Annotated in this window: 19 protein-coding genes; 13 read left to right on the top strand and 6 right to left on the bottom strand. The window is 69.7% G+C overall.

The window, feature by feature from the left end; all coding sequences use genetic code 11:
* Positions 1-103: 103 nt before the first annotated feature.
* The 6 genes from ITJ59_RS14710 (at position 104) to ITJ59_RS14685 (ending at position 6,500) form a co-directional block, all read left to right on the top strand.
* Positions 104-850 (top strand): sugar phosphate isomerase/epimerase family protein, encoded by a 747-nt coding sequence (locus ITJ59_RS14710; protein WP_194652047.1) that lies wholly within the window; start codon positions 104-106, stop codon positions 848-850.
* Entirely contained in the window at positions 847-1,992 is a 1,146-nt protein-coding gene (locus tag ITJ59_RS14705; protein ID WP_194652046.1) for a Gfo/Idh/MocA family protein, read from the top strand. Before ITJ59_RS14710 ends, ITJ59_RS14705 begins: the two co-directional genes overlap by 4 nt.
* Positions 1,993-2,088: 96 nt before the next feature.
* Complete coding sequence (locus ITJ59_RS14700; RefSeq protein WP_194652045.1) at positions 2,089-3,390, top strand: ABC transporter substrate-binding protein; 1,302 nt, start codon at positions 2,089-2,091, stop codon at positions 3,388-3,390.
* Between the two features lie 180 nt (positions 3,391-3,570).
* Positions 3,571-4,566, top strand: coding sequence for a carbohydrate ABC transporter permease (locus ITJ59_RS14695; protein WP_194652044.1), 996 nt, complete (start codon positions 3,571-3,573; stop codon positions 4,564-4,566).
* Positions 4,559-5,398 (top strand): carbohydrate ABC transporter permease, encoded by an 840-nt coding sequence (locus tag ITJ59_RS14690; RefSeq protein WP_194652043.1) that lies wholly within the window; start codon positions 4,559-4,561, stop codon positions 5,396-5,398. The genes ITJ59_RS14695 and ITJ59_RS14690 overlap by 8 nt, the downstream gene beginning before the upstream one ends.
* 124 nt (positions 5,399-5,522) lie before the next feature.
* Positions 5,523-6,500 carry a TolB family protein gene (locus ITJ59_RS14685; RefSeq protein WP_194652042.1) on the top strand — a complete coding sequence of 326 codons (978 nt, stop codon included), beginning with the start codon at positions 5,523-5,525 and terminating at the stop codon, positions 6,498-6,500.
* Positions 6,501-6,546: 46 nt separating this feature from the next.
* Here the strand turns inward: ITJ59_RS14685 and ITJ59_RS14680 are convergent, their stop codons facing one another.
* The 5 genes from ITJ59_RS14680 to ITJ59_RS14660 form a co-directional block, all read right to left on the bottom strand.
* Complete coding sequence (locus tag ITJ59_RS14680; protein ID WP_194652181.1) at positions 6,547-7,224, bottom strand: ABC transporter ATP-binding protein; 678 nt, start codon at positions 7,222-7,224, stop codon at positions 6,547-6,549.
* 134 nt (positions 7,225-7,358) lie between these two features.
* Complete coding sequence (locus ITJ59_RS14675; RefSeq protein WP_194652041.1) at positions 7,359-8,903, bottom strand: ABC transporter permease; 1,545 nt, start codon at positions 8,901-8,903, stop codon at positions 7,359-7,361.
* Between the two features lie 129 nt (positions 8,904-9,032).
* The gene (locus tag ITJ59_RS14670) at positions 9,033-9,749 is read right to left on the bottom strand and encodes a glycosyltransferase (RefSeq protein WP_194652040.1); all 717 of its coding nucleotides are present in this window, start codon (positions 9,747-9,749) and stop codon (positions 9,033-9,035) included.
* Complete coding sequence (locus ITJ59_RS14665) at positions 9,746-11,101, bottom strand: PIG-L family deacetylase (protein WP_323749515.1); 1,356 nt, start codon at positions 11,099-11,101, stop codon at positions 9,746-9,748. The genes ITJ59_RS14670 and ITJ59_RS14665 overlap by 4 nt, the downstream gene beginning before the upstream one ends.
* Positions 11,098-12,141 (bottom strand): acyl-CoA dehydrogenase, encoded by a 1,044-nt coding sequence (locus ITJ59_RS14660; RefSeq protein WP_194652038.1) that lies wholly within the window; start codon positions 12,139-12,141, stop codon positions 11,098-11,100. Before ITJ59_RS14660 ends, ITJ59_RS14665 begins: the two co-directional genes overlap by 4 nt.
* Positions 12,142-12,245: 104 nt before the next feature.
* Here ITJ59_RS14660 and ITJ59_RS14655 point away from each other — a divergent pair, with 104 nt between their 5' ends.
* The 5 genes from ITJ59_RS14655 (at position 12,246) to ITJ59_RS14635 (ending at position 16,910) form a co-directional block, all read left to right on the top strand.
* Complete coding sequence (locus ITJ59_RS14655; RefSeq protein ID WP_017888661.1) at positions 12,246-12,986, top strand: response regulator transcription factor; 741 nt, start codon at positions 12,246-12,248, stop codon at positions 12,984-12,986.
* Positions 12,983-14,479: a sensor histidine kinase gene (locus ITJ59_RS14650; protein WP_194652037.1), complete on the top strand. Its 1,497-nt coding sequence runs from the start codon at positions 12,983-12,985 to the stop codon at positions 14,477-14,479. Before ITJ59_RS14655 ends, ITJ59_RS14650 begins: the two co-directional genes overlap by 4 nt.
* Positions 14,480-14,745: 266 nt before the next feature.
* On the top strand, positions 14,746-15,261 hold the full coding sequence (gene rplJ / locus ITJ59_RS14645; protein WP_194652036.1) for a 50S ribosomal protein L10: 516 nt from the start codon (positions 14,746-14,748) through the stop codon (positions 15,259-15,261).
* Between the two features lie 51 nt (positions 15,262-15,312).
* Positions 15,313-15,693 carry a 50S ribosomal protein L7/L12 gene (rplL, locus tag ITJ59_RS14640; RefSeq protein WP_017888664.1) on the top strand — a complete coding sequence of 127 codons (381 nt, stop codon included), beginning with the start codon at positions 15,313-15,315 and terminating at the stop codon, positions 15,691-15,693.
* A 299-nt stretch (positions 15,694-15,992) separates the two neighbouring features.
* Positions 15,993-16,910, top strand: a complete 918-nt coding sequence (locus tag ITJ59_RS14635; protein WP_194652035.1) for a type IV toxin-antitoxin system AbiEi family antitoxin domain-containing protein — start codon at positions 15,993-15,995, stop codon at positions 16,908-16,910.
* Between the two features lie 187 nt (positions 16,911-17,097).
* Here the strand turns inward: ITJ59_RS14635 and ITJ59_RS14630 are convergent, their stop codons facing one another.
* Positions 17,098-18,522, bottom strand: coding sequence for an amino acid permease (locus tag ITJ59_RS14630; protein WP_194652034.1), 1,425 nt, complete (start codon positions 18,520-18,522; stop codon positions 17,098-17,100).
* Between the two features lie 147 nt (positions 18,523-18,669).
* On the opposite strand from ITJ59_RS14630, the gene ITJ59_RS14625 reads away from it, so the two are divergent.
* Entirely contained in the window at positions 18,670-20,562 is a 1,893-nt protein-coding gene (locus tag ITJ59_RS14625; RefSeq protein WP_228511616.1) for an ABC transporter ATP-binding protein, read from the top strand.
* Positions 20,563-20,642: 80 nt separating this feature from the next.
* Positions 20,643-22,007, top strand: coding sequence for a cystathionine beta-synthase (locus ITJ59_RS14620; protein WP_194652033.1), 1,365 nt, complete (start codon positions 20,643-20,645; stop codon positions 22,005-22,007).
* Positions 22,008-22,011: the final 4 nt, after the last annotated feature.

Genomic DNA, 22,011 nt, shown 5'->3' with positions numbered 1-22,011 from the left:
TTCGTCGACGTTCCTCGAACTTCTGCTTGACCGCCGACAGAAGTGGTCATAGTGTGACGATCGGTCAGTGACGACCCCACCATCTCGACGAGGAGAACCCCTGGTGACCCAACCGATCTCGGTTCAGCTCTACACCGTCCGCGACGCCCTCTCGGCCGATCTGCCCGGCACGCTCCAGCGCATCGCCGACATCGGCTACACGAACGTCGAGGCGTTCGGGTTCGTCGACAACGCCGACGAACTGGCCACTGCGCTCCGCGATGCCGGCCTGGCCGCTCCGAGCGGCCACGCACGGCTGCTCGACGCCGGCGAGCAGGACCTCGAGCGCATCTTCCACGCGAGCGTCACCGTCGGTCTCGGCACCCTGATCGACCCGCACATCGACGAGGCCCGCTGGACCACCCGCGAGGACGTCGAGGCCATCGCCCGCGAGCTGAGCGCCCTCGCCCCCCGCGCCGCCGACCACGGCCTGGTCCTCGGCTACCACAACCACGCGTTCGAGTTCTCGAACCGCATCGACGGCGTCAGCGCCTACGAGGTCTTCGCCGACGCACTGTCCGACGACGTCGTGCTCGAGCTCGACACCTACTGGGTCAAGGTCGGCGGTGACGACCCGGTGGCGATCATCGGCAAGTACGGCGACAAGATCGAGTTCCTGCACGTCAAGGACGGCGACGGCTCGCACGACGACGACAAGCAGGTCGCCGTCGGCAACGGCATCATGCCGATCCGCGAGATCCTCGCCGCTGCGCCCGACGCACTGCACGTCGTCGAGCTCGACGGCCACGAGGGCGACGTGTTCCAGGCCGTCGCCGACTCCTACACGTTCCTCGAGGGGGCCCGCGCATGACCGACACGATCGTCCACGACCAGGACACCAGCACCACCCGGACCGGCCGCGTCGGCGTCGGCGTCATCGGTGCCGGGGTCATCTCCGACCAGTACCTGTCGAACCTGACCGTCTTCCCCGACGTCGAGGTCCGCTTCATCGCCGACATCGACCTGCCGCGCGCCGCTGCCCAGGCCGAGAAGTGGGGCGTCGCCGGATCGGGCACCGTCGAGGAACTCCTGGCCGACGACGCCATCGAGATCGTCGTCAACCTGACGATCCCGGCCGCCCACGTCGAGGTCGCCCTGCAGGCGCTCGCCGCCGGCAAGCACGTGTGGGGCGAGAAGCCGTACGCGTTGGACCGCGAGAGCGCGACGCAGCTCCGTGACGCCGCACGCGCCGCCGGCAAGACCGTCAGCGTCGCACCCGACACGTTCCTCGGCGCCGGTCTGCAGACCGCGCTCCGCACCATCCGCGACGGCCGGATCGGCAAGCCCCTCAACGGCCTGACGCTCTTCCAGAGCCCCGGCCCGGAGTCCTGGCACCCGAGCCCCGAGTTCCTCTTCGCGTACGGCGCCGGCCCGCTGTTCGACATCGGCCCGTACTACATCACGACCCTCGTGCAGACGTTCGGTCCGGTGAAGAAGGTGACGGCCACGGCGTCGAAGTCCCGCGCCACCCGCACGATCGGCTCCGGCCCGAAGGCGGGCACCGAGTTCCCGGTCGACGTGCCGACGAACCACTCCGCGCTCATCGAGTTCGAGGACGGCGGGAGCGCGCAGAGCGTGTTCTCGTTCGAGTCGGACCGCGGTCGCACGGGCGTCGTCGAGATCGCGGGCGAGACCGGCACCGTCGTGTTCCCGGACCCGAACAACTTCGACGGCGACACCGAGCTGTACGCGCTCGGTGCCGACGAGCCCGAGACGATCCCCGCGGTCGGCTCCACCTACTCGCGCGGCACCGGCGTGGTCGACCTCGCCCGCTCGCTCCGCGCCGGCGACGAGAACCGGGTCCCCGGCGCCCTCGCCTTCCACGTCCTCGACGTGATGGTCTCCATCGCCGAGGCGGCAGAACGTGGCGAGGCGGTGCTCGTCGAGAGCACCGTGTCGCCCTCCCAGACCCTCCCAGAGGGCTGGGACCCCGCGGAGCAGACCCTGGCCTGACCGGCCCGGGCCCGCCCCGCACACCACAGCAGCACCCGAACAGCACCATCCCTGCACCATCCCTGCACCATCTCAACGACGAGAAAGTAGAGAGTCATGCGCACTGCCATCCGCGCACTGGCCATCACCGCGGCCGCCGCACTCACCGTGACCGGCCTCGCAGCCTGCTCTTCCGGTTCGTCCGGTTCCGCTGGCGACTCCAAGACGCTCACCTACTGGGCATCCAACCAGGGCACGTCGCTCCAGAACGACAAGGAGGTGCTGACCCCCGTCCTCAAGAAGTTCACGAAGGAGACGGGCATCAAGGTCAACCTCCAGGTCATCGGCTGGAACGACCTGCAGACGAAGATCCAGACCGCCGTCACCTCGGGCCAGGGCCCGGACGTCGTCAACATCGGCAACACCTGGGCCACCTCGCTCCAGGCGACCGGTGCGTTCCAGGAGTACGGCGACTCCGAGATGAAGGCGATCGGCGGTGCCGACAAGTTCGGCAAGGTCGCGCTCTCCACCGGCGGCGCCCCCGGCAAGACCGTCACGAGCGTCCCGCTCTACGGCCTCGCGTACGGCCTGTACTACAACAAGGCGATGTTCAAGGCCGCCGGCGTCGAGGCGCCCACCACGTGGGAGGACCTGACTGCGGACGCCAAGAAGCTCACCACCGGTGGCAAGTACGGCTTCACCATCGCCGGTGGTTCGTACACCGAGAACGCGCACTTCGCGTTCATCACCTCGGCGCAGAACGGCGGCGAGTGGTTCGACAAGGACGGCAAGCCCACCTTCACCGAGAAGGGCAACGTCGACGGCATCAAGCGCTACCTCGACCTGATGCAGTCCGACAAGGTCGTCAACACCTCGAATGCGCAGTACGACAACGGCACGCAGGCCGTGTCGGACTTCGCGAACGGCAAGGCCGCGATGATGCTGACGCAGAACAACGCGAACGCGACCATCACCTCGCAGGGCATGAAGACGGACGAGTTCGGCGTCGTGCCGTTCCCGACCACCGCTGACGGCGCGGACATCGCGTCGTTCCCGGCCGGCATCAACCTGTCGATCTTCAAGAACACGAAGAACAAGGACGGCGCGCTCAAGTTCGTCAAGTACATGACGAGCGCGGACACGCAGACCACGCTCGACAAGCCGTACTCGGCCCTCCCGGTGCTCGCCGCCGCGGCCGACTCGGTCACGGACGAGCAGACGAAGACGTTCCTCGACATCTACAACAACAAGGCCAAGCCCCTCCCGCTGGTCCCCGCCGAGGACCAGTTCGAATCCACCGTCGGCAAGGCGATGAACGACATGTTCGCCAAGATCGCCACCGGCGGCACCGTGTCCGACAGCGACATCAAGACCGCGCTGCAGACCGCCCAGGACCAGGTGTCCCAGGCGAACGGCTGACCCGGCCTTGAGGCCCGGGGCGCGTCCGCAAGGCACGCCCCGGGCCTCCACCCCTCACCTCCAGAGCCGGCCACCCGTCGGCAGTGAGCGTTCCGTCTCACGCACGCCGTGCCTCCCGTCCGCTGCCACGGACCGGAGTGCGAAGCACCCGAACCCCCTCTTGCCGAAAGGCCCCCGCCCATGTCCACGACGGTCCTGCCCGATGCGGAGCGCATCGACCTGACGCACACGAAGGGCTCGACGCTGTCGGGCCGTCCGCCAGGCCGGAAGCGCAAGACCAACTGGCTGCCCTACGCGCTCGTCGCGCCGGCCATCCTGTTCGAGCTGCTCATCCACATCGTCCCGATGCTCACCGGCATCTGGATCTCGTTCATCCAGCTCACCAAGTACTTCATCGCCAACTGGGGCGCTGCACCCTTCGCGGGACTGCACAACTACTCGGTCGTCGTCGACTTCGACCAGGCGATCGGCAAGGGCGTGCTGCACTCGTTCCTGATCACCTGCGCGTTCACCGTGCTGGTCGTCGGCCTCTCGTGGACGTTCGGCATGGCCGCCGCGGTCGCACTGCAGAAGCCCTTCCGGGGCCGCGGGCTGTTCCGCACCCTGTTCCTGGTGCCCTACGCGCTGCCGATGTACGCCGGCATCATCACCTGGAAGTTCATGTTCCAGCGTGACTCCGGCGCCGTGAACCACATCCTGGTCGACCAGTTGCACCTGTTCAACGGCACCGGTCCGTTCTGGCTGATCGGGTCGAACGCGTTCGTCTCCGTCGTCGTCGTGGCGATCTGGAAGACCTGGCCCTTCGCGTTCCTGATGCTGATGGCCGGTCTGCAGTCCGTGCCGAACGACGTGTACGAGGCCGCCTCGGTCGACGGCGCGAAGCCGTTCCGGCAGTGGCGTTCGATCACGCTGCCGATGGTCCGTCCGGTCAACGTGACGCTCGTGCTCGTGATGTTCCTCTGGACCTTCAACGACTTCAACACGCCGTTCGTGTTGTTCGGCTCGACCGCGCAGCCCCCGGCCGCGGACCTGTTGAGCTTCCACATCTACAACGCGTCCTTCATCACCTGGAACTTCGGCTCCGGTGCCGCGATGAGCGTCCTGCTCCTCATCTTCCTGCTCATCGTCACCGGCATCTACCTCGCCGTGACCAACCGGAGGTCCGTCCGTGCGTGAGACATTCGGCGCCAAGTCCTTCAAGGTCGTGACCCTGGTCGTCCTGACCCTGTTCACGGTCGTGCCCCTCTACGTGATGATCACCACGGCGATCAAGCCGCTCGGTGACGTGCAGAACGACTTCACGTGGATCCCGACGAACATCACCATCCAGCCGTTCATCGACATGTGGTCGACGGTGCCGCTCGGCAAGTACTTCGTGAACTCGCTCGTGGTCTGCACCATCGCGACGGTGTTCTCGCTGATCATCGCGACGTTCGCCGCCTACGGTGTCTCGCGCTGGAACTTCAAGGGCAAGAGCACCTTCACCACCGCGGTGCTCTCCACCCAGATGTTCCCCGGCGTGCTGTTCCTGCTCCCGCTGTTCCTCATCTTCACGAACCTCGGGAACTCGCTCGGCATCCAGCTCGTCGGCAGCTGGACCGGCCTGATCATCACGTACCTGACGTTCACGCTCCCGTTCTCGATCTGGATGCTCGCCGGCTACTTCGAGACGATCCCGCGTGAACTCGACGAGGCCGCGATGGTCGACGGTTCCGGCCCGATGGGTGCCCTGTTCCGGGTCATCCTGCCCTCGGCTCGTCCGGGCCTGGTCGCGGTCGGCATCTACTCGTTCATGACGGCCTGGGGCGAGGTGCTCTTCGCCTCGGTCATGACCAACGGCGACGGGCAGACCCTGGCGGTCGGTCTGCAGCAGTACTCGACGCAGACGAACGTGTACTGGAACCAGATCATGGCCGCATCTCTCGTGGTCTCGATCCCCGTGGTGATCGCGTTCCTCATCGTGCAGCGCCAGTTCGTGGCCGGCCTGACCGCCGGTGCGGTGAAGTAGCGGGTCACTCGACCCCAGCTCCGCGAAAGCGACAGCTCCGCGAAAACGACAGATCCCCGCCGATGTTCGGCGGGGATCTGTCGTTTTCGTGAACCAGTCTGCGGCAGCGGGCAGGATGAGACGCATGAGCGAAGCGCGCGGGCGGCAGCTGCTGCCGGGACAGACCAGCCGGGTGCACGTGTACGACATGGCGTCGCGGACATCGCGGCTGGTGTTCGAGTCGCGCTCGGTGCTGGTGGAGGCACCGAACGTGCTGCGCGACGGCACCATCGTGCTGAACGGCGACGGCGACCTCTGGCTGCTGCGGCTCCCTGGCGACGGTGACGCCGTCCTCGACGAGACCGCGCTCGTGCGCGTCCCGATGCCCGGCGTCCCCGAGATCAACAACGACCACGTGCTCGACCCCTCGGGCAACTCCGTCGTGGTGAGCGGTCGCGACGGGGACCTGTACCGGGTCCCCGTGCCGGCCGGTGGCGCGGCGGCGACCCTCACCGACGTCACCACCGTGCTGCCGGTCGTCCGGAAGTTCTACCTGCACGGCATCGCCCCGGACGGGGAGACCCTCGCGGCGATCGTCGGGGAGCGCACCGAAGCTGGCGTCTGGACCACCGACGTCGCGCTCGTCGACCCCGCCACCGGGGACCCGACGTTCCTGACCCGCGACGAGCACCCGGACGACGGCGTCTCGTTCGCTGGCGAGGTGCTCGTGTGGAACTCGGAACGGTTCACGCCGGGCACCGCGCAGCTCGTCGCACTCCGGCCAAGAGCGACCGACCCGGTCCGGATCACGAACGACGACCGGGTGAACTGGTTCCCGCACGTCTCGCCGGACGGGGAGCACCTGCTCTACCTGTCGTACGAGCCGGGGGTGCAGGGTCACCCGGCCGACCAGCGCGTCGAACTGCGGCTGCTGCCCGGGGTGCTCGTCCGCGGCGCCCGGATCGCCGTCGTGCCGGAGACCCTCGTCGTGCTCGACGGTGGTCAGGGCACGGTCAACGTGCCGCCGTGGTCCCCGGACTCGACGTGGTTCGCGTACTGCGACTACCCGGCAGGCCGCGAGGTCACGCGCGGAGCGACAGTCCACGTGCCCGGTGGACCGTGAACCGTCGCTCAGCGCGAAACGGCGGCGGTGCGCCTCGCCGGGTGCCTCAGACCTCGCGCACCTGGCCCTGCTTGATGTGCAGCCGCCGCTCGGCCCGCTTCGCCACCCACGAGTCGTGCGTGACGATGATCACCGTCAGGCCGCGCTCCCGCCACTGCTTCTCGATGAGCCCCATGATCTCGTCGCGGGTGCCCTCGTCGAGCGCCCCGGTCGGCTCGTCGGCCAGCAGCACGCTCGGGTTCTTCACCAGCGCTCGGGCGATCGCCACGCGTTGCTGCTGCCCGCCGGACAGCTCCGCGGGCAGGTGGTCGAGCCGCTCGCCGAGACCGACCTCCTGCAGCGCAGCGGTGGCGAGTGTCCGGACCTCGGCCCGCGGTCGGTTCGCCAGCGACCCGGCGAACGCCGTCTCGACGTTCTCGAGCGCGGTCAACGTGGGGATGAGGTTGAAGCTCTGGAACACGAAGCCGATCTCGGTCGCGCGCAGGTCGGTCAGTGCGCCGTCGCCGAGCTTCGCCACGTCGCGGTCGCCACCGAGGTGGATCGACCCGGCCGTCGGCCGATCGAGTGCCCCGAGCATCTGCAGCAGCGTCGACTTGCCGCCACCGGTCGGCCCCTGGATCGCCACGAGCTGCCCCTGCGGGATCGTCAGGTCGACGTTCGTCAGGGCGGTGACGGTCCGGTTCTTCTGCTTGTACGTCTTGCTGACGTTCGTCAGCCGGTACATCGGACTGGAGGCGCGGCTCGCCTCCGCCGGGGCGGCTGCGGTGTCGGTGCTGGTCACGGTCACTCCTTCTGGTCGCGTGCTCGGGGTCGGTGCGGGTACGGCGGTCGGCACCGCGCCGGTGGTCGGTGCGGGCATCAGGCCACGCTCCGCAGGGCCTCGGCCGGACGGAGCTTGCTCGCGCGCCATCCGCCGAGCGCGCCGGCGATGAGGCCGCCGAGGATGGCCAGTCCGATCGCCAGCAGGATGACCTCGACGGTCACCGGGGCGTGCAGGACCACGTCGGTCGTCGACGCGGTGCTCGCGCCGCCGCCGAAGCCACCGGCCGGAGCGCCGCCCGTCGTGCCGCTGCCCGCGGCTGCGGTCGCCGCGCCACCGGGCATGCCACCGCCACCACCTGCGCCGCCACCGCCGGTCGTGCTCGAGGCGCTCGCCGAGATGGTCGGGCTGATGATGTTCACCACGAGGATGCCGATCAGGCCGGCGGCCGCGCCGAGGACGCCGCCGATCAGGCCCTGCACGAGCGACTCGCCCGCGACCTGGCGGGTGATGCGGCCGTTCGACCAGCCGATGGCCTTGAGGGTGCCGAACTCGCGGGTGCGCCGGGTGACGCCGGAGATCGTGAAGAGGATGGCGATGAGGAACGCCGCGGCCAGCACCACGATCGACAGCCAGGTGCCGAGGTTCGAGACGAGGCTCGACGCGGTGCTCAGGGAACCGGAGACGCTGGATGCCAGGTCGGACTCGGTGGAGACCGTCGCGCTCGTGAGCTTCTTCTGCAGCGCGGTCTTGATCGCGCTGACGTCGGACGAGGACTCGGCGGACACGTAGATCGAGGTGACCTTGCCGTCGAGGTCGGCCAGCTTCTGCGCGGTGTCGAGGGGGACGTACGTGTTCGAACCCGTGGTGGACGACGAACCGGTCGAGCTCACGATGCCGATGACCTCGAAGTCGGTGCCACCGATGTCGACGGTGTCGCCGACCGCCTTCGACTCGCTCTTCGCGTAGGACGCATCCAGCACGACGACGTCCTTGCCGGCGTCCTTCGCGGTGAAGGTGCGGCCCTTCGTGAGCTCGGTGCTGGTCAGGGGCCCGACGGCGTCGCCGGAGACCGGGATGCCGGTCACGGTGAACGAGTCGACGTCGAACGAACCGCCACCGAAGCCACTGCCACCCTGGCTGGAGTCACCGCTCGGCGGGCCCTGCTGGGTGGAGCTGTCCGTGCTGCTGCTGTCCGCGCTGCCGTCGGTGGACTGTTGGACCTGGCCCGAGAACGTGCTGTTCTCGAGGGTCAGCACACCGGTCGCGGCCTTCACGCCGTCGGTGTCGGTGACGGTCGTCAGGTTGGCGGCGCTCAGCGTGCTCGTGCCACGTGCGACCGAGAGGCGTGACTGCGACAGGTCCGTCGAGCCGCTGCTGTCGGTGTCGCCGCCGCTCTGGCTGCCGAAGTCGAAGCTCGGCCGGCCGGAGCCCGATGCACTCGGGGTCGTCGTCTTCGTGACGGTGATGTCGGTCCCGACGCCGTACACGGACTGCAGCACGCTCGACTGGGCCGCCTTCACGCCGCCCGCGATCGAGGACACGATGACCACGAGGGCGATGGCCAACGCCATGCCGATCGCGATGATGACGGTCTGCTTCTTGCGGTTCGTGAGTTCGCGCCTGAGGTAGGTCAGGAACATGGTTCTCCTCGGTGGTGGCCGGCTGGGGTCACCGGCCGCGCAGAGCGCACGGCGGGGCCGACGGAGGAGAACGTAGGCAGCCGGTCAGTGGCCGCCCCATCGGCAGCCTATGAGCTGTCTAAGGGGCCCTCAGCTCGCGTCGCCGTACTCCCGGCGCAGGTGCTCCGCGTAGCCGCCGGGCGTCCGGCCGGCGAACCGCCCGCTCGTCACCACGGGCAGGTCGACCGTCGCGTCGACGCGGAACCCCATCGCGTGCGCCCGCTCGACGAGCCGGACGTCCTCGTGCTCGGGGACGGGGTCGAACCCGCCGAGCGCCAAGTACGCCGATGCCAGCACGCCGAGGTTCGCGCCGTGCACGTGCCCGAGTGCGGCACCGGGTGGGTGCGCCTGCGTCCACCGGGCGAGCACGACCGGGTCCAGGTCGTCCGGGTCGGGGACGACGGCGCCGACGAGCACGTGCGCCCCGGAGCGGAGGGCGTCGGCCTGCTGGACCAGCCAGCCTTCCGGCACCCGCGAGTCCGCGTCGGTGTGGGCGAGCCAGCGGGACGCCGGGTCGGCGGGGTGCCGCCGGAGCGCGTGCGTGGCCCCGATGGTCCGCGCCCGACCGACGCCGACGTGGGCGGTCGCGACGACGTCGACGGGGAAGCGCTCGACGATCGCGGCCGTGTCGTCGGTGCAGCCGTCGAGCACGACCGTCACCGAGACCGCCACCTCGGGCCGATCCTGCTCGAGCCGTGTGCGTGCGGCGAGCAGGGCGTCGAGGCACGATGCGATGCGGTCTTCCTCGTCGTGCGCGGGCAGCACGACGTCGACCCGGAGGACAGGACCGCTGGGCACGGTGGTCACCGGACGAGCCCCTCGGCCCGGGCGACCGACACGACCGAGGGCCCGGGCAGCACGCTCAGCACGAAGTCGGGTTCGACGTGACGGACCAGGGCCGGCCGTGGCCACCGTTCGGCGAGCCGGGCGTCCACCGCGTCGCCGCTCGAGACCGCCTCGTCGTCGGGGTGTCGCCAGTGGCAGGCGACGAGCACGCCGTCGTCGTCGAGCGACGCCAGCACCCGGTCGATCGTGTCGTCGAGGTCGGCGGGTGACAGGTAGTACCCGACCTCGGACATCACCACGAGGTCCCACCGCCCCGTCGGCCACTCGGCGGGCAGCGCGGCCTGCACGAAGCGGGCCTCCGGTGTCCGGACCGCGGCCTGTGCCAGCGGCGCTGCCGAGATGTCGGTACCGAGGACGGTGTCCGCGCGCTCGGCGAGCGCAGCGGTGAGGACCCCCGTGGCACACCCGAGCTCGAGTGCCGACCGGAAGCGCTGCCGGGGGAGTGCAGCGAGCGTCACGGCACGCTTGCGGCGTTCGTACCAGGAGCCCTCGAAGTCCCACCCTTCGGGCTTCCGCTCGTAGTGCGCGTCGAAGGACTCCCGCGACCGTGACGCCGTCGGCTCCGGCGCGAAGAACCACTCGGTCGACCGCAGGTGGTGGGCGGCGTGCCGGTCGTCGATGATCGCCTCGTCACCGGGCGCCGGGGACAGCGGGTGGGTCTGCGACGCGTAGGCGCCGAGGGCGGCACGCTTGCGCGCGACGAGACCGTCGGTGAGTCGCAGCGATCGCGCCCGCGACCACGGAGCCACGGGGGCCGCCGGGTCGTCCCAGTGCCACGCCCAGATCGGGTACGTCAGCAGCGTCAGGTCAGGCGCATCGGCGGTGACCTCGTCGGCGACCTCGCCGGCGATGCGGTGGTCCCGGTGGCCGTCGCCACGCCACGGTGCCACGACGAGCGTCGGCGTCGGAGCGTCGGCGAGGGCGTCGCGCAGTGCCTGCGCAACGCGATCGCGGTGTTCACGGGTCCCGTCGTCGGGGATCCCGACCGACGACGCGGTCGCCTCGGGGTGCAACACGGCGAGGGCTCGGGAGAACTCGGCGTCGCGGACGGTCGCCAGCTCCAGCGCCGTCGTGGTGGGGGAGTCCGGGTGCGAGCGCTCGCCGCGGGTGAGGAGCACCACGTGCACGGGGACCCCGGCGTCCGAAGCGCTCGCGATCAGTCCACCGGCTCCCAGCGTCTCGTCGTCGGGGTGCGGCGCGAGGACGACCACGGACCGGATGCCGTCGAGGTCGATCGTGGCAGTCGGCATCCGGTCGAGGAACGGCGTCCACGCCGCCGGGTCGGTGCCCGGCTCGCGGTGGTCGAAGGTCACCACGCGACACCGCCGCGCTCGGTGACCATCCGGCCGATGCGGGCGAGGTCCCGCGCGCCGTGGTCCTGCAGGACGTACAGCTCGAGGTCCGCGACCCGTGCCGCGACGGCGGAGTCCGCGGTCAGGGGAGCGGGGCCGATCGTCGCCACGACCCGTGTGCGGACGGCGTCGACCGCTCTGCGCACCCGGGACCGCACCGTCTGGGCGAGCAGTGGCCAGTCGACCTCGGGTGCGTCGGCGTCGGCGTCGTCAGAGCGGTCGATCCGCGCCGCGGCATCGGCGAGGGCGTCCTCGGCGTCCGCCAGGTCGAGCACGGTGGCACCGAGTGCGGCCTGCAGCAGCTCGGACTGCGGGTGCGCCACGGCCAGCGAGCGCAGCACCCGGCCGAGTCCCACCGCACCGCCCCACCAGCACGCGGCGACGCCGATGCCTCCCCACGCGAAGCCCGGCCGCCGCAGGTACCACCCGGGAGCGCCGACGAGCTGAGCGGATACCCCGTCGAAGTCGACCGGGCCGCTCGGCACGTCGGGCATGCCGCGGGCGACCCAGGCCGCGTCGTGCACGGTGACGCCGTCCTGCCGCAGGTCCACCGCGACGAGGAGACGGTCGTCGCCGGCGTGTGCGGTGACCAGGGCGTGCGACAGCGTCGAGGCGAGGGAGCACCAGGGCTTCGTACCGGTCAGGAGGGCGGTGCCGTCGGCCTGCACTGCGGCGTCGAGGCGGAGTCCCGGCCCCTCGGCGGCGAAGACACCCCAGGTCGAGTCGACCGGGACCGGCACGCCGGCCTGCTGCAGGATGCCCAGGGCGTCGAGGTGCGGTTCGACGGTGCGGGCGGTCGCGACGTCGCCCGCGGCGACCGCCGCGAGCGTGGTGAGGAACCCGCCGGCCGTACCGGCGGTCAGGAGCGGGGTGGTGGCAGCGAGCGTCCGCGCGACCGTGAGCCGGTCCGTCGGACTCGAGCCGGGCCTCCCGGCAGTCGCCTCGATCCCCGCGGTGTCGACGTGCCTGGCGGACGGTGGCCAAGCGGAGGATCGCAGCATCCCCCCAACCTACGAAGGAGCGGCCGTGTGCTCTCGGATCGATCCACAGAGCGCGGAGGGTCGGCCCACAGACGACTCATAGGAACTTCTCGATACTCGAAGACGTGACCATCTCCCAGCCTGCAGCAGCCCCGCGCCTCACGCGTGCCGACGGAACCCCGTTGCGCATCCTGGTCGTCGATGACGAAGCCAGCCTCACCGACCTGTTGTCCATGGCGCTCCGCTACGAGGGCTGGGACGTCAAGAGTGCGAACGGCGGGCAGGACGCCCTGACCACGGCGCGGGAGTTCAAGCCCGATGCGATGGTGCTCGACGTGATGATGCCGGACCTCGACGGGCTGCAGGTGCTGAGCCGGCTCCGGCAGAACAACGACGACACCCCGGTGCTGTTCCTCACCGCGAAGGACAGCGTCGAGGACCGTGTGACCGGGCTCACCGCCGGCGGCGACGACTACGTCACGAAGCCGTTCTCGCTCGAGGAAGTCGTGGCGCGGCTGCGTGGACTCATCCGCCGCTCGCAGATCTCGATCTCCGAGGCAGGCGACTCCCGCATCGTCGTGGGCGACCTGGTGCTCGACGAGGAGTCGTACGAGGTCCACCGTGCCGGCCGGCCGATCGAGCTGACCGCCACCGAGTTCGAGCTCCTCCGCTTCCTGATGCGCAACCCCCGTCGCGTGCTGTCGAAGGCGCAGATCCTGGACCGCGTGTGGTCGTACGACTTCGGGGGCAAGTCCTCGGTCGTCGAGATCTACATCTCCTACCTGCGCAAGAAGATCGATGCCGGCGAGACCCCGATGATCCACACGGTGCGCGGCGTCGGGTACGTCATCAAGCCGACCTCGTGACCCTCCGGCGCCGGCTCGTCCTGAGCATCGTCGCCCTGGTCGTCGCCGTCAGCGCGGTCATCGGGGCGGTGAGCATCATCGCGCTCTCGTCGATCCAGACGGGTGCGATCGACAAGCAGATCACCAGTGCGACCCACCGTGCACAGCGCTACCTCGAGCAGAACCAGTCCGGGCAGCCCGGCATCGACCTGTCGCGTCCGTCCGGTCAGGCAGCCGGCACCCTGACCGCGTACTTCGTCGACGGCCAGGTCGTCGTCGCCAACGTGCTCGACGACTACGGGCGGCCCAGCGGGATCACCCAGTCGAGTGCGGCGGCCCTCGGCACCGTGCGGGTCGGCGCCGAGCCGGCCACGGTCGACCTGGGCGGCGACACCGGTCGCTACCGCGTGGCAGCCGTCACCGTCGGCCCGGCGGTCCTGGTCGTCGGGCTGCCGATGGCGCCCGTGTACGACAGCGTGTGGAAGCTGTTCGGTGTCGTCGTGGTCGTGGTGGCCGCGGCGTTGCTGGCTGGCTCGATCGTCGCCGCGGTCGTCGTCCGGCGTTCGCTGCGCCCGCTCGAGCGTGTCGCCGAGACTGCCTCGACCGTCGCCCGGATGCCCCTCGACCGCAGCGACGCCCTGGACGGCGTCCGCGTCCCCGACACCGACCCCCGCACCGAGGTGGGCCGGGTCGGCAGCGCCTTCAACCGGATGCTCGGCCACATCGCAGGCGCCATGCAGGCGCGGGAACGGTCCGAACAGAAGGTCCGGCAGTTCGTCGCGGATGCCTCGCACGAACTCCGCACGCCGCTCGCCTCGGTGCGTGGGTACGCCGAGCTCACCCGCCGGATGGGCGGCGACCTGCCGAAGGACGTCGTCTACGCGATGAGCCGCATCGAGTCCGAGTCCATCCGGATGACGTCGATGGTCGAGGACCTGCTGCTCCTCGCCCGCCTCGACGAGGGGCGCGAGATCCAGTTCGCCGAGGTCGACCTGACCGGCCTCGTGCTCGACGCCGTCAACGACGCGCACGCCGCCTCGCCGGACCACGTCATCGAGATCGACGTGCCGCCCTCACCCGTCGTGGTCGTGGGGGATGCCGCACGTCTGCACCAGGTCATCGTGAACCTCGTCACCAACGCCCGGACGCACACCCCCGAGGGCACCCGCATCACCGTGGGGATCGCACCGGCCGACGGCGGCGTGGACCTGACCGTCCGCGACACCGGCCAGGGCATCGACGCCGAGTTCCTGCCGAAGCTGTTCGAGCGGTTCGCCCGAGCCGACAGCTCCCGGTCGCGCACGGTGGGGTCGACGGGGCTCGGGCTTGCCATCGTGGACGCCGTCGTGCAAGCGCACGGCGGGAGCGTCGCGGTGGCGAGCGTGCCGGGCGACACCGTCTTCACGGTGCACCTGCCGGTGGATCCGTCGGCCGCTTCGGCCGACCCGGCCGCTGGTGCGGACGCGTCCGTGGACTGGTCAGCGACACCAGCTGCGGTGGACGCGACCCACTGACGGCCGGGAGGCGCGTGGCGGGCCCGCCACGGGCCTCCCGTCCGCCGTTTGGTGTCGTCCACGGCATCTGCTACTGTTCTCGAAGCCAAAGACCGCCGGATGTCGTGCTGCTTGCAGCATGACCGAAGGTCCTCACTCGTGAGGCATCCCGCGCAGGTGTTCCGAACCACTCCCACCATCTGGTGAGAGCAGCTCCGAGCCTCTGCGCCGGAGCTTTTTTCGTTCGTGGACCTGGGGCTACCGGCAAGAAACCCCCAAGGAGAACCATGGCGAACAAGGAAGCTGCGGTCGCCGAGCTCACGGAGTCCTTCCGTAGCTCGAACGCCGTTCTGCTCACCGAGTACCGCGGTCTCACGGTCGCGCAGCTCAAGGAGCTCCGCAACTCGATCCGTGAGCACGCCACGTACGCCGTGGTGAAGAACACGCTGACCAAGATCGCGGCGAACAACGCCGGCATCTCGTCGTTCGACGACGAGCTCGCCGGTCCGTCCGCTCTCGCCTTCGTCCACGGTGACACCGTCGCCGTCGCGAAGTCGCTGCGTGCATTCGCCAAGGCGAACCCCGAGCTCGTGGTGAAGGGCGGTTACTTCGACGGTAACCCGCTCACCGCGACCGAGGTGGACAAGCTCGCCGACCTCGAGTCCCGTGAAGTTCTGCTCGGCAAGCTCGCCGGCGCCTTCAAGGCCTCGCTGTTCGGTGCTGCGTACCTGTTCCAGGCCCCCCTCTCGCAGGCCGTCCGCACCGTGGACGCCCTTCGCGAGAAGCAGGAGTCCGCGGCCTGATCAGGCTCGCGTTCCACAACCACACGTATTACTGAGTAGTAGGAGAAAATCATGGCGAAGCTTTCGCAGGACGAGCTCATCGAGGCCTTCAAGGAGCTCACGCTCATCGAGCTCTCGGACTTCGTGAAGAAGTTCGAAGAGGTCTTCGAGGTCACCGCTGCTGCCCCGGCCGCTGCTGCCGCTCCGGCCGCCGCTGCCCCGGCCGAGGCCGCTGAGGAGAAGACCGAGTTCGACGTCATCCTCAAGTCCGCTGGTGACAAGAAGATCCAGGTCATCAAGGAGGTCCGTGGCCTGACGTCGCTCGGCCTCGGTGAGGCCAAGGCGCTCGTCGAGACCGCCGACGCCAAGATCCTCGAGGGTGCGAACAAGGAGACCGCCGACAAGGCGAAGGCGACCCTCGAGGCCGCTGGCGCCACGATCGAGCTCGCGTAGTCTCGACCGTTCGGTTCACGAAGGCCGCTGCCCCTCGGGGTGGCGGCCTTCGTCGTGCGCGGGGTGCGGGGTGCGGGTGCGGGTGCGGGTGCGGGGTGCTGGTCGCGACGGCTTCCTCGAAAGCGACAGAGTGCCGCCGACTGTTCGCGGGATTCTGTCGCGATGGCGGTACATTCAGTCGCTCGTTGCTGAGATCTGTCGCTCTGGCAGGACACCGCTGACCGCCTGGAGGCGCGGCGGTTGTCCACAGATCGGCTCCGGACCCTGAGACCGGTCGTCTCGAGCGACAGTGTGCTCTCATGCACCCCGCCAACGCCATCGAGATCCTCCGCACGAACGACCTCGACCGGGCTGGCGCCCGCCATCTCCAGCGACGGCAGCGGGCCGGCGAGCTCGTGCGCGTCCGGCACGGTGTCTACGTCGAACGTGCGCCGTGGGAGGCGCTCGACGGTCGTTCGCGACACCTCGTCCGGATGCGGGCCGTCATCCCGTTGCTCCGGTCCGACGCGGTGTTCGCGCTCGACTCGGCTGCCGCGGTGTTCGGCCTGCCACGACTCGATCCGTGGCCTGAGCGTGTCCAGGCCGTCGGCGCCGGGCTCGAGCACGACCGGCATCGCGTGGGACTGACCGTCCACGCCGGTGCGCCCGAGCGGTCGGGAAAGCTGTTCCACGGTGTCCCGTTCACCGCTCTGGCGCAGACCGCCGTCGAGAACGCTCGGCGTGGCACACTCGCAGATGCCGTCGTGGGGCTCGACCACGCGTTGCGGAGCGGTGTCGGACGCGGGGAGCTCGAGCGTCTGTGCCTCGCCGGAGGTCCGTGGGGCGCGGTCCGGCTCGAGCAGGCCCTGGCGATCTGTGATGTGCGCCACGAGTCGGTCGGGGAGTCGTACTTGGCGGTCCGCGCCGCGGAGTTGCACTGTCCGGACTGGGAACCGCAGCACGAGTTCCGCTGGCCGGACGGCCGTGTCGACCGCGTGGACTTCTGGCTGCCACGCCAGGGCATCGTCGTGGAGTTCGACGGTCGACAGAAGTACGAGGACCCCGGGATGCTCGGAGGGAAGACCGGCGCTGAAGCCGTGTGGACCGAGAAGCAGCGTGAAGACCGTGTCCGGGGTCGATCAGAGGTGAACGGCTTCGTCCGCGTCTACTGGGAGCACGTCGTGGCTCCGGAACGGCTTCGGTCGCTGTTCCGACAGCACGGCGTGCCGTGCCGCTGACTGTTGCGGTCGTCGACTCGCACCGTGGAGGTCAGACCAATTGTGTTGCCAGAGCGACACTTCTTGCCGGAGCCGAGCCGGGCCTCCTGGCAGAGCGACAGATGTCCGCGAACCGTTTGCGGCACCCTGTCGCTTTCGCGGAGGGGTCGTGGGCGGCGGGGCCGGCCGGGCGGGCCGGGCGGGCAGGTCAGCGCAGGGTGCTGTGGCGGCGGCCGTAGGCCAGGTAGAGCACGGCGCCGACGACCATCCAGATGCCGAAGGCGATCCACGTCGTGGCACCGAGGAACACCGCGAGCAGGACGCAGCTCAGGGCGCCGAGGATCGGCACGACGGGGAACAACGGGACGCGGTACGAGCGCTCGAGGTCGGGCTGCGAGCGACGGAGCACGATGACCGACACGTTGACGAGCGCGAAGGCCACGAGGGTGCCGATGCTGGTGGCGTCGGCGAGCTCGCCCAGGGGGACCAGGGCGGCGACGATCGTGACCGTGATGCCGATGATCAACGTGTTCGCGATGGGGGTGCCGGTGCGCCGAGAGACCCGACCGAAGACCTTCGGGACCAGGCCGTCACGGGCCATGGTGAGCAGGATCCGGGTCTGGCCGTAGAGCACGGTCAGCACCACGCTGGCGATCGCGACGACTGCGCCGATCGAGAAGACCAGTGCGACGAGGGGCTGACCCGTGACGTCGACCACGATGCGGACGAGTGAGGCCTCGGACGACGAGAAGTCGGTCCACGAGCGGGCACCGATCGCCGCGATGGCGACCAGGATGTACAGCGCCGTGATGAGCGCGATCGAACCGATGATCGCCCGGGGGAGGTCACGGCGGGGGTTCTTCGCCTCTTCGCCGGCGGTGGAGGCAGCGTCGAACCCGATGTACGAGAAGAAGAGCCTGGAAGCCGCAGCGGTCACGCCGGCGGCGCCCATCGGCGCGAGCGGCTCGAAGTTCTGCGCCTGGAAGGCCGTGAACGCGACCACGACGAAGAACACGAGCAGGGCGATCTTGACGATCACCATCACGGTGTTCACCCAGGCGCTCTCGCGGGCGCCGGGGATCAGGACGGCGGTGGCGAGCAGGACGAGGACGGCGGCGGGCAGGTTCACGACGCCTCCGTCGCCCGGGGGAGCCGACAGCGCCGTCGGCAGGTGCAGCCCGAACACGCGCAGGGTCTCGTCGACGTACTCGCTCGCACCGACCGCGACGGCCGCCACCGAGACGGCGTACTCGAGCACGAGACACCAGCCGCAGACCCAGGCGATGCCCTCGCCCATGGTCGCGTAGGTGTAGGAGTAGCTCGACCCGGAAGTGGGGACGGCTCCCGCCATCTCGGCGTAGGACAGCGCCGACAGCAGCGCGGCGATACCGGCGACGACGAACGAGATCCACACGGCGGGACCCGCGAGCGGCACGGCCGTGCCCAGCACCACCAGGATGCCGGTTCCGAGGGTGGCGCCGACGCTGATCATCGTCAAGTGCCAGACACCCAGCGACCGACGAAGTGGTTCGCCGTTGACGCCGACGGCTGCCTCGGACTGCAGTTGCTCGATCGGCTTGCGGCGGGCGAGTTGCTGGCGGAGGGACGTGGGACGGGACGGCGCGGACGTCATGGGACCTCGGTGGTGCGGGAGCGGGGACGGCACATGCTCGCACGCCCCCTGAACGGGGTCAAATACGACCGACTGGATGCAGTGCGGAACGTCCGTCGCCGACGGCACGCCGATGTCCGACCGCGGGGATACGGTTGCTGCATGAGCATGGGCGGCGGGATGCACGGGGGTCGCGGTGGCGGCGGCGGTGGTCCGCGCGGCGGCGGCCGGATCTCGAGCGGCGACTTCCGCGCGCAGAAGGCCGCCAACGCCGAGGCGCCGAAGATCCCGCACCTGGTCAAGCGCATCGCGGGGCTGTTCGTCCCGCACCGCCGGTCGATCGTCCTGACGGTTGTGCTCGTCCTGGTCGGGGCCGCCATCTCGGTGATCCCGCCGTTGCTGACGCAGCAGGCGTTCGACCGAGGGCTGTTCCCCGAGTCCGGCAGCCCCGACGTCCCGGTGCTGGTCGAGCTCGTGTCGGCGATGGTGTTCCTCTGGATCGCGAGCGCCGGGTTGGGCGTCTGGCAGACCTACCTGACTGCGACGGTCGGCAACAAGGTGATGGGCGCCATGCGGATGCGCCTGTTCGGGCACCTGCAGCGGATGGAGCTCGCGTTCTTCACCCGCACGAAGACGGGCGTGATCCAGTCACGACTGCAGAACGACGTCGGCGGCGTCGCGAGCGTGCTGAACAACACGATCTCGTCGGTGCTCGGCAACACCGTCACGGTCATCGCCGCCATCGTCGCGATGCTGCTGTTGAGCTGGCAGATGACGCTGGTGGCCGTCGTGCTGCTCCCGCTCCTCGTGATCGCACAGCGTCGGGTCGGCCAGGTCCGTGCCCGGATCGCGGGGCAGACGCAGGAGTCGCTGTCCGACATGACCGCGATCACGCAAGAGGCACTGAGCGTCTCCGGCATCCTGCTCGCGAAGAGCTTCAACCAGCAGCGCAGCGAGACCCGCCGCTACGGGGACGAGAACCGCAACCAGATCCAGCTGCAGGTCCGACAGCAGATGTCCGGGCAGTGGTTCTTCGCGATCGTGCAGATCTTCCTGTCGATCATCCCGGCGATCATCTACCTCGTCGCCGCGTGGCTGATCATCGGCGACGTGCCGATCACGGCCGGCACCATCGTGGCGTTCACGACGGTGCAGTCGCGCCTGCTGTTCCCGACCGTCGGCCTGCTCCGCGTGGTGCTGGACCTGCAGACCTCCGGTGCGTTGTTCGCCCGCATCTTCGAGTACTTCGACCTGCAGCCCGCGATCACCGACTCGCCGACTGCGAAGCCCGTGGACGACACGAAGATCGGGCACGTCGCCTTCGACGACGTCACCTTCACCTACCCGGACGGCGAACCCGACAAGCCGACGCTCCGCGGGGTCTCGTTCGAACTCCGCCCCGGCCAGTTCGCGGCCTTCGTCGGTCCCTCCGGTGCGGGCAAGACGACGGTCTCGTACCTGGTGCCGCGCCTGTACGAGGCGACCGAGGGCTCCGTGCGCTTCGCGGGGCAGGACGTCCGCGACCTGGCGCACGAGGACCTCATGCGTCACGTGGGGATCGTCAGTCAAGAGACCTACCTGTTCCACGCGACGATCGGCGACAACCTGCGGTACGCCAAGCCGGACGCCACGGACGACGAGGTCGAGCGGGCTGCCCGGGCTGCGAACATCCACGACACGATCGCCTCGTTCCCGGACGGCTACGACACCGTCGTGGGGGAGCGCGGGTACCGGTTGTCCGGCGGCGAGAAGCAACGGATCGCGATCGCCCGGGTACTCCTCAAGGACCCACCGGTGCTGGTACTGGACGAGGCCACGAGTGCCCTGGACTCCATCTCGGAGCGGGTGGTGCAGACGGCGCTCGACACCGCGGCCGCCGGGCGTACCACGATCTCGATCGCACACCGGCTGTCGACGATCCGCGATGCCGACGTCATCTTCGTGCTCGACCACGGGCGGATCGTGGAGCAGGGGACGCACGACGAGCTCCTGGCGCTGGAGGGTACCTACTCGCTGCTGCACCGGCAGCAAGCCGACCCGGCCGGCGTCGTCGGCCACTGAGACCCGACCCCGGTCGTCCCCAGAGCGAGACGCACGTCACGACCCAGCAGAACGCGGTGCCCGCGTTCTAGACTCGGCCCGTGCGTTACGCGAACTCCGTGGTCGACCTCGTCGGCGACACACCGCTCGTCAAGCTCAACCGGGTCACCGAGGGGGTGCGTGCGACCATCCTGGTGAAGGTCGAGTACCTCAACCCGGGCGGCTCGTCGAAGGACCGCATCGCCACCCGGATCCTCGACGCGGCCGAGGCCTCCGGCGACCTGCGGCCCGGTGGCACGATCGTCGAACCCACCTCGGGCAACACCGGGGTCGGGCTGGCGCTCGTCGCCCAGCAGCGCGGCTACCGGTGCGTGTTCGTGCTGCCGGACAAGGTCGGCGAGGACAAGCGCAACGTCCTGACGGCGTACGGCGCCGAGATCGTGGTGACGCCGACCGCGGTCCCGCCCGAGCACCCGGAGTCGTACTACTCGGTGTCCGACCGACTCGTGCGAGAGATCCCGGGCTCCTACAAGCCGAACCAGTACGCGAACCCGAACGGTCCCCGCAGCCACTACGAGACCACCGGTCCGGAGATCTGGCGCGACACCGAGGGGCAGATCACCCACTTCGTCGCGGGCGTCGGTACTGGCGGCACGATCTCCGGCACCGGCCGGTTCCTGAAAGAGGCGTCCGAGGGCCGTGTCCGCATCGTCGGCGCGGACCCCGAGGGCTCCGTCTACTCCGGCGGCACCGGCCGTCCGTACCTGGTCGAGGGTGTCGGCGAGGACTTCTGGCCGACCGCGTACGACCCCGAGGTGCCGGACGAGATCATCGCGGTGTCGGATGCCGAGTCGTTCGCGATGACCCGACGCCTGGCGCGTGAAGAGGGCCTGCTCGTGGGCGGCTCGAGCGGCATGGCCGTCGTCGCAGCCCTCCGCGCCGCTCGCGACCTGACCGAGGACGACGTGGTCGTGGTCCTGCTGCCGGATGGTGGCCGCGGCTACCTCGGCAAGATCTTCAACGACCGGTGGATGCGCTCGTACGGCTTCGCCGAGACCGACGACGCCCGCACGGTCGGGTCCCTCATCGCCGGCAAGGACGGCCGCCTGCCCGACCTGGTGCACGCGCACCCGGCGGACACCGTGCGCGAGGTCGTTGACATCATGACGAAGTACGGGGTGTCGCAGATGCCCGTTCTCAGCGCGGAGCCGCCGGTCGTCATCGGCGAGGTCGTCGGCGCGGTCGAGGAGAAGGCGCTGCTCGAGCACGTCTTCATCGGCGCCGCGAAGATGGCGGACGCGCTGACCGACTTCGTGGGGGACCCGCTCCCGCTCATCGGCGTCGGCGAGTCGGTCTCGTCGGCCCGCCGCGCGCTCGAGTCGGCGGATGCCCTGCTCGTCGTCGAGGACGGCAAGCCGGTGACGGTCCTGACCCGCCACGACCTCCTGACCTACCTCTCCGAGTAAGGAA

The sequence above is a fragment of the Curtobacterium sp. VKM Ac-1393 genome, assembly GCF_015350995.1.
Classification (GTDB): domain Bacteria; phylum Actinomycetota; class Actinomycetes; order Actinomycetales; family Microbacteriaceae; genus Curtobacterium.
The sequence above is the reverse complement of the archived record's forward strand: the minus strand, read 5'-3'. Positions and strand labels throughout refer to the sequence as shown.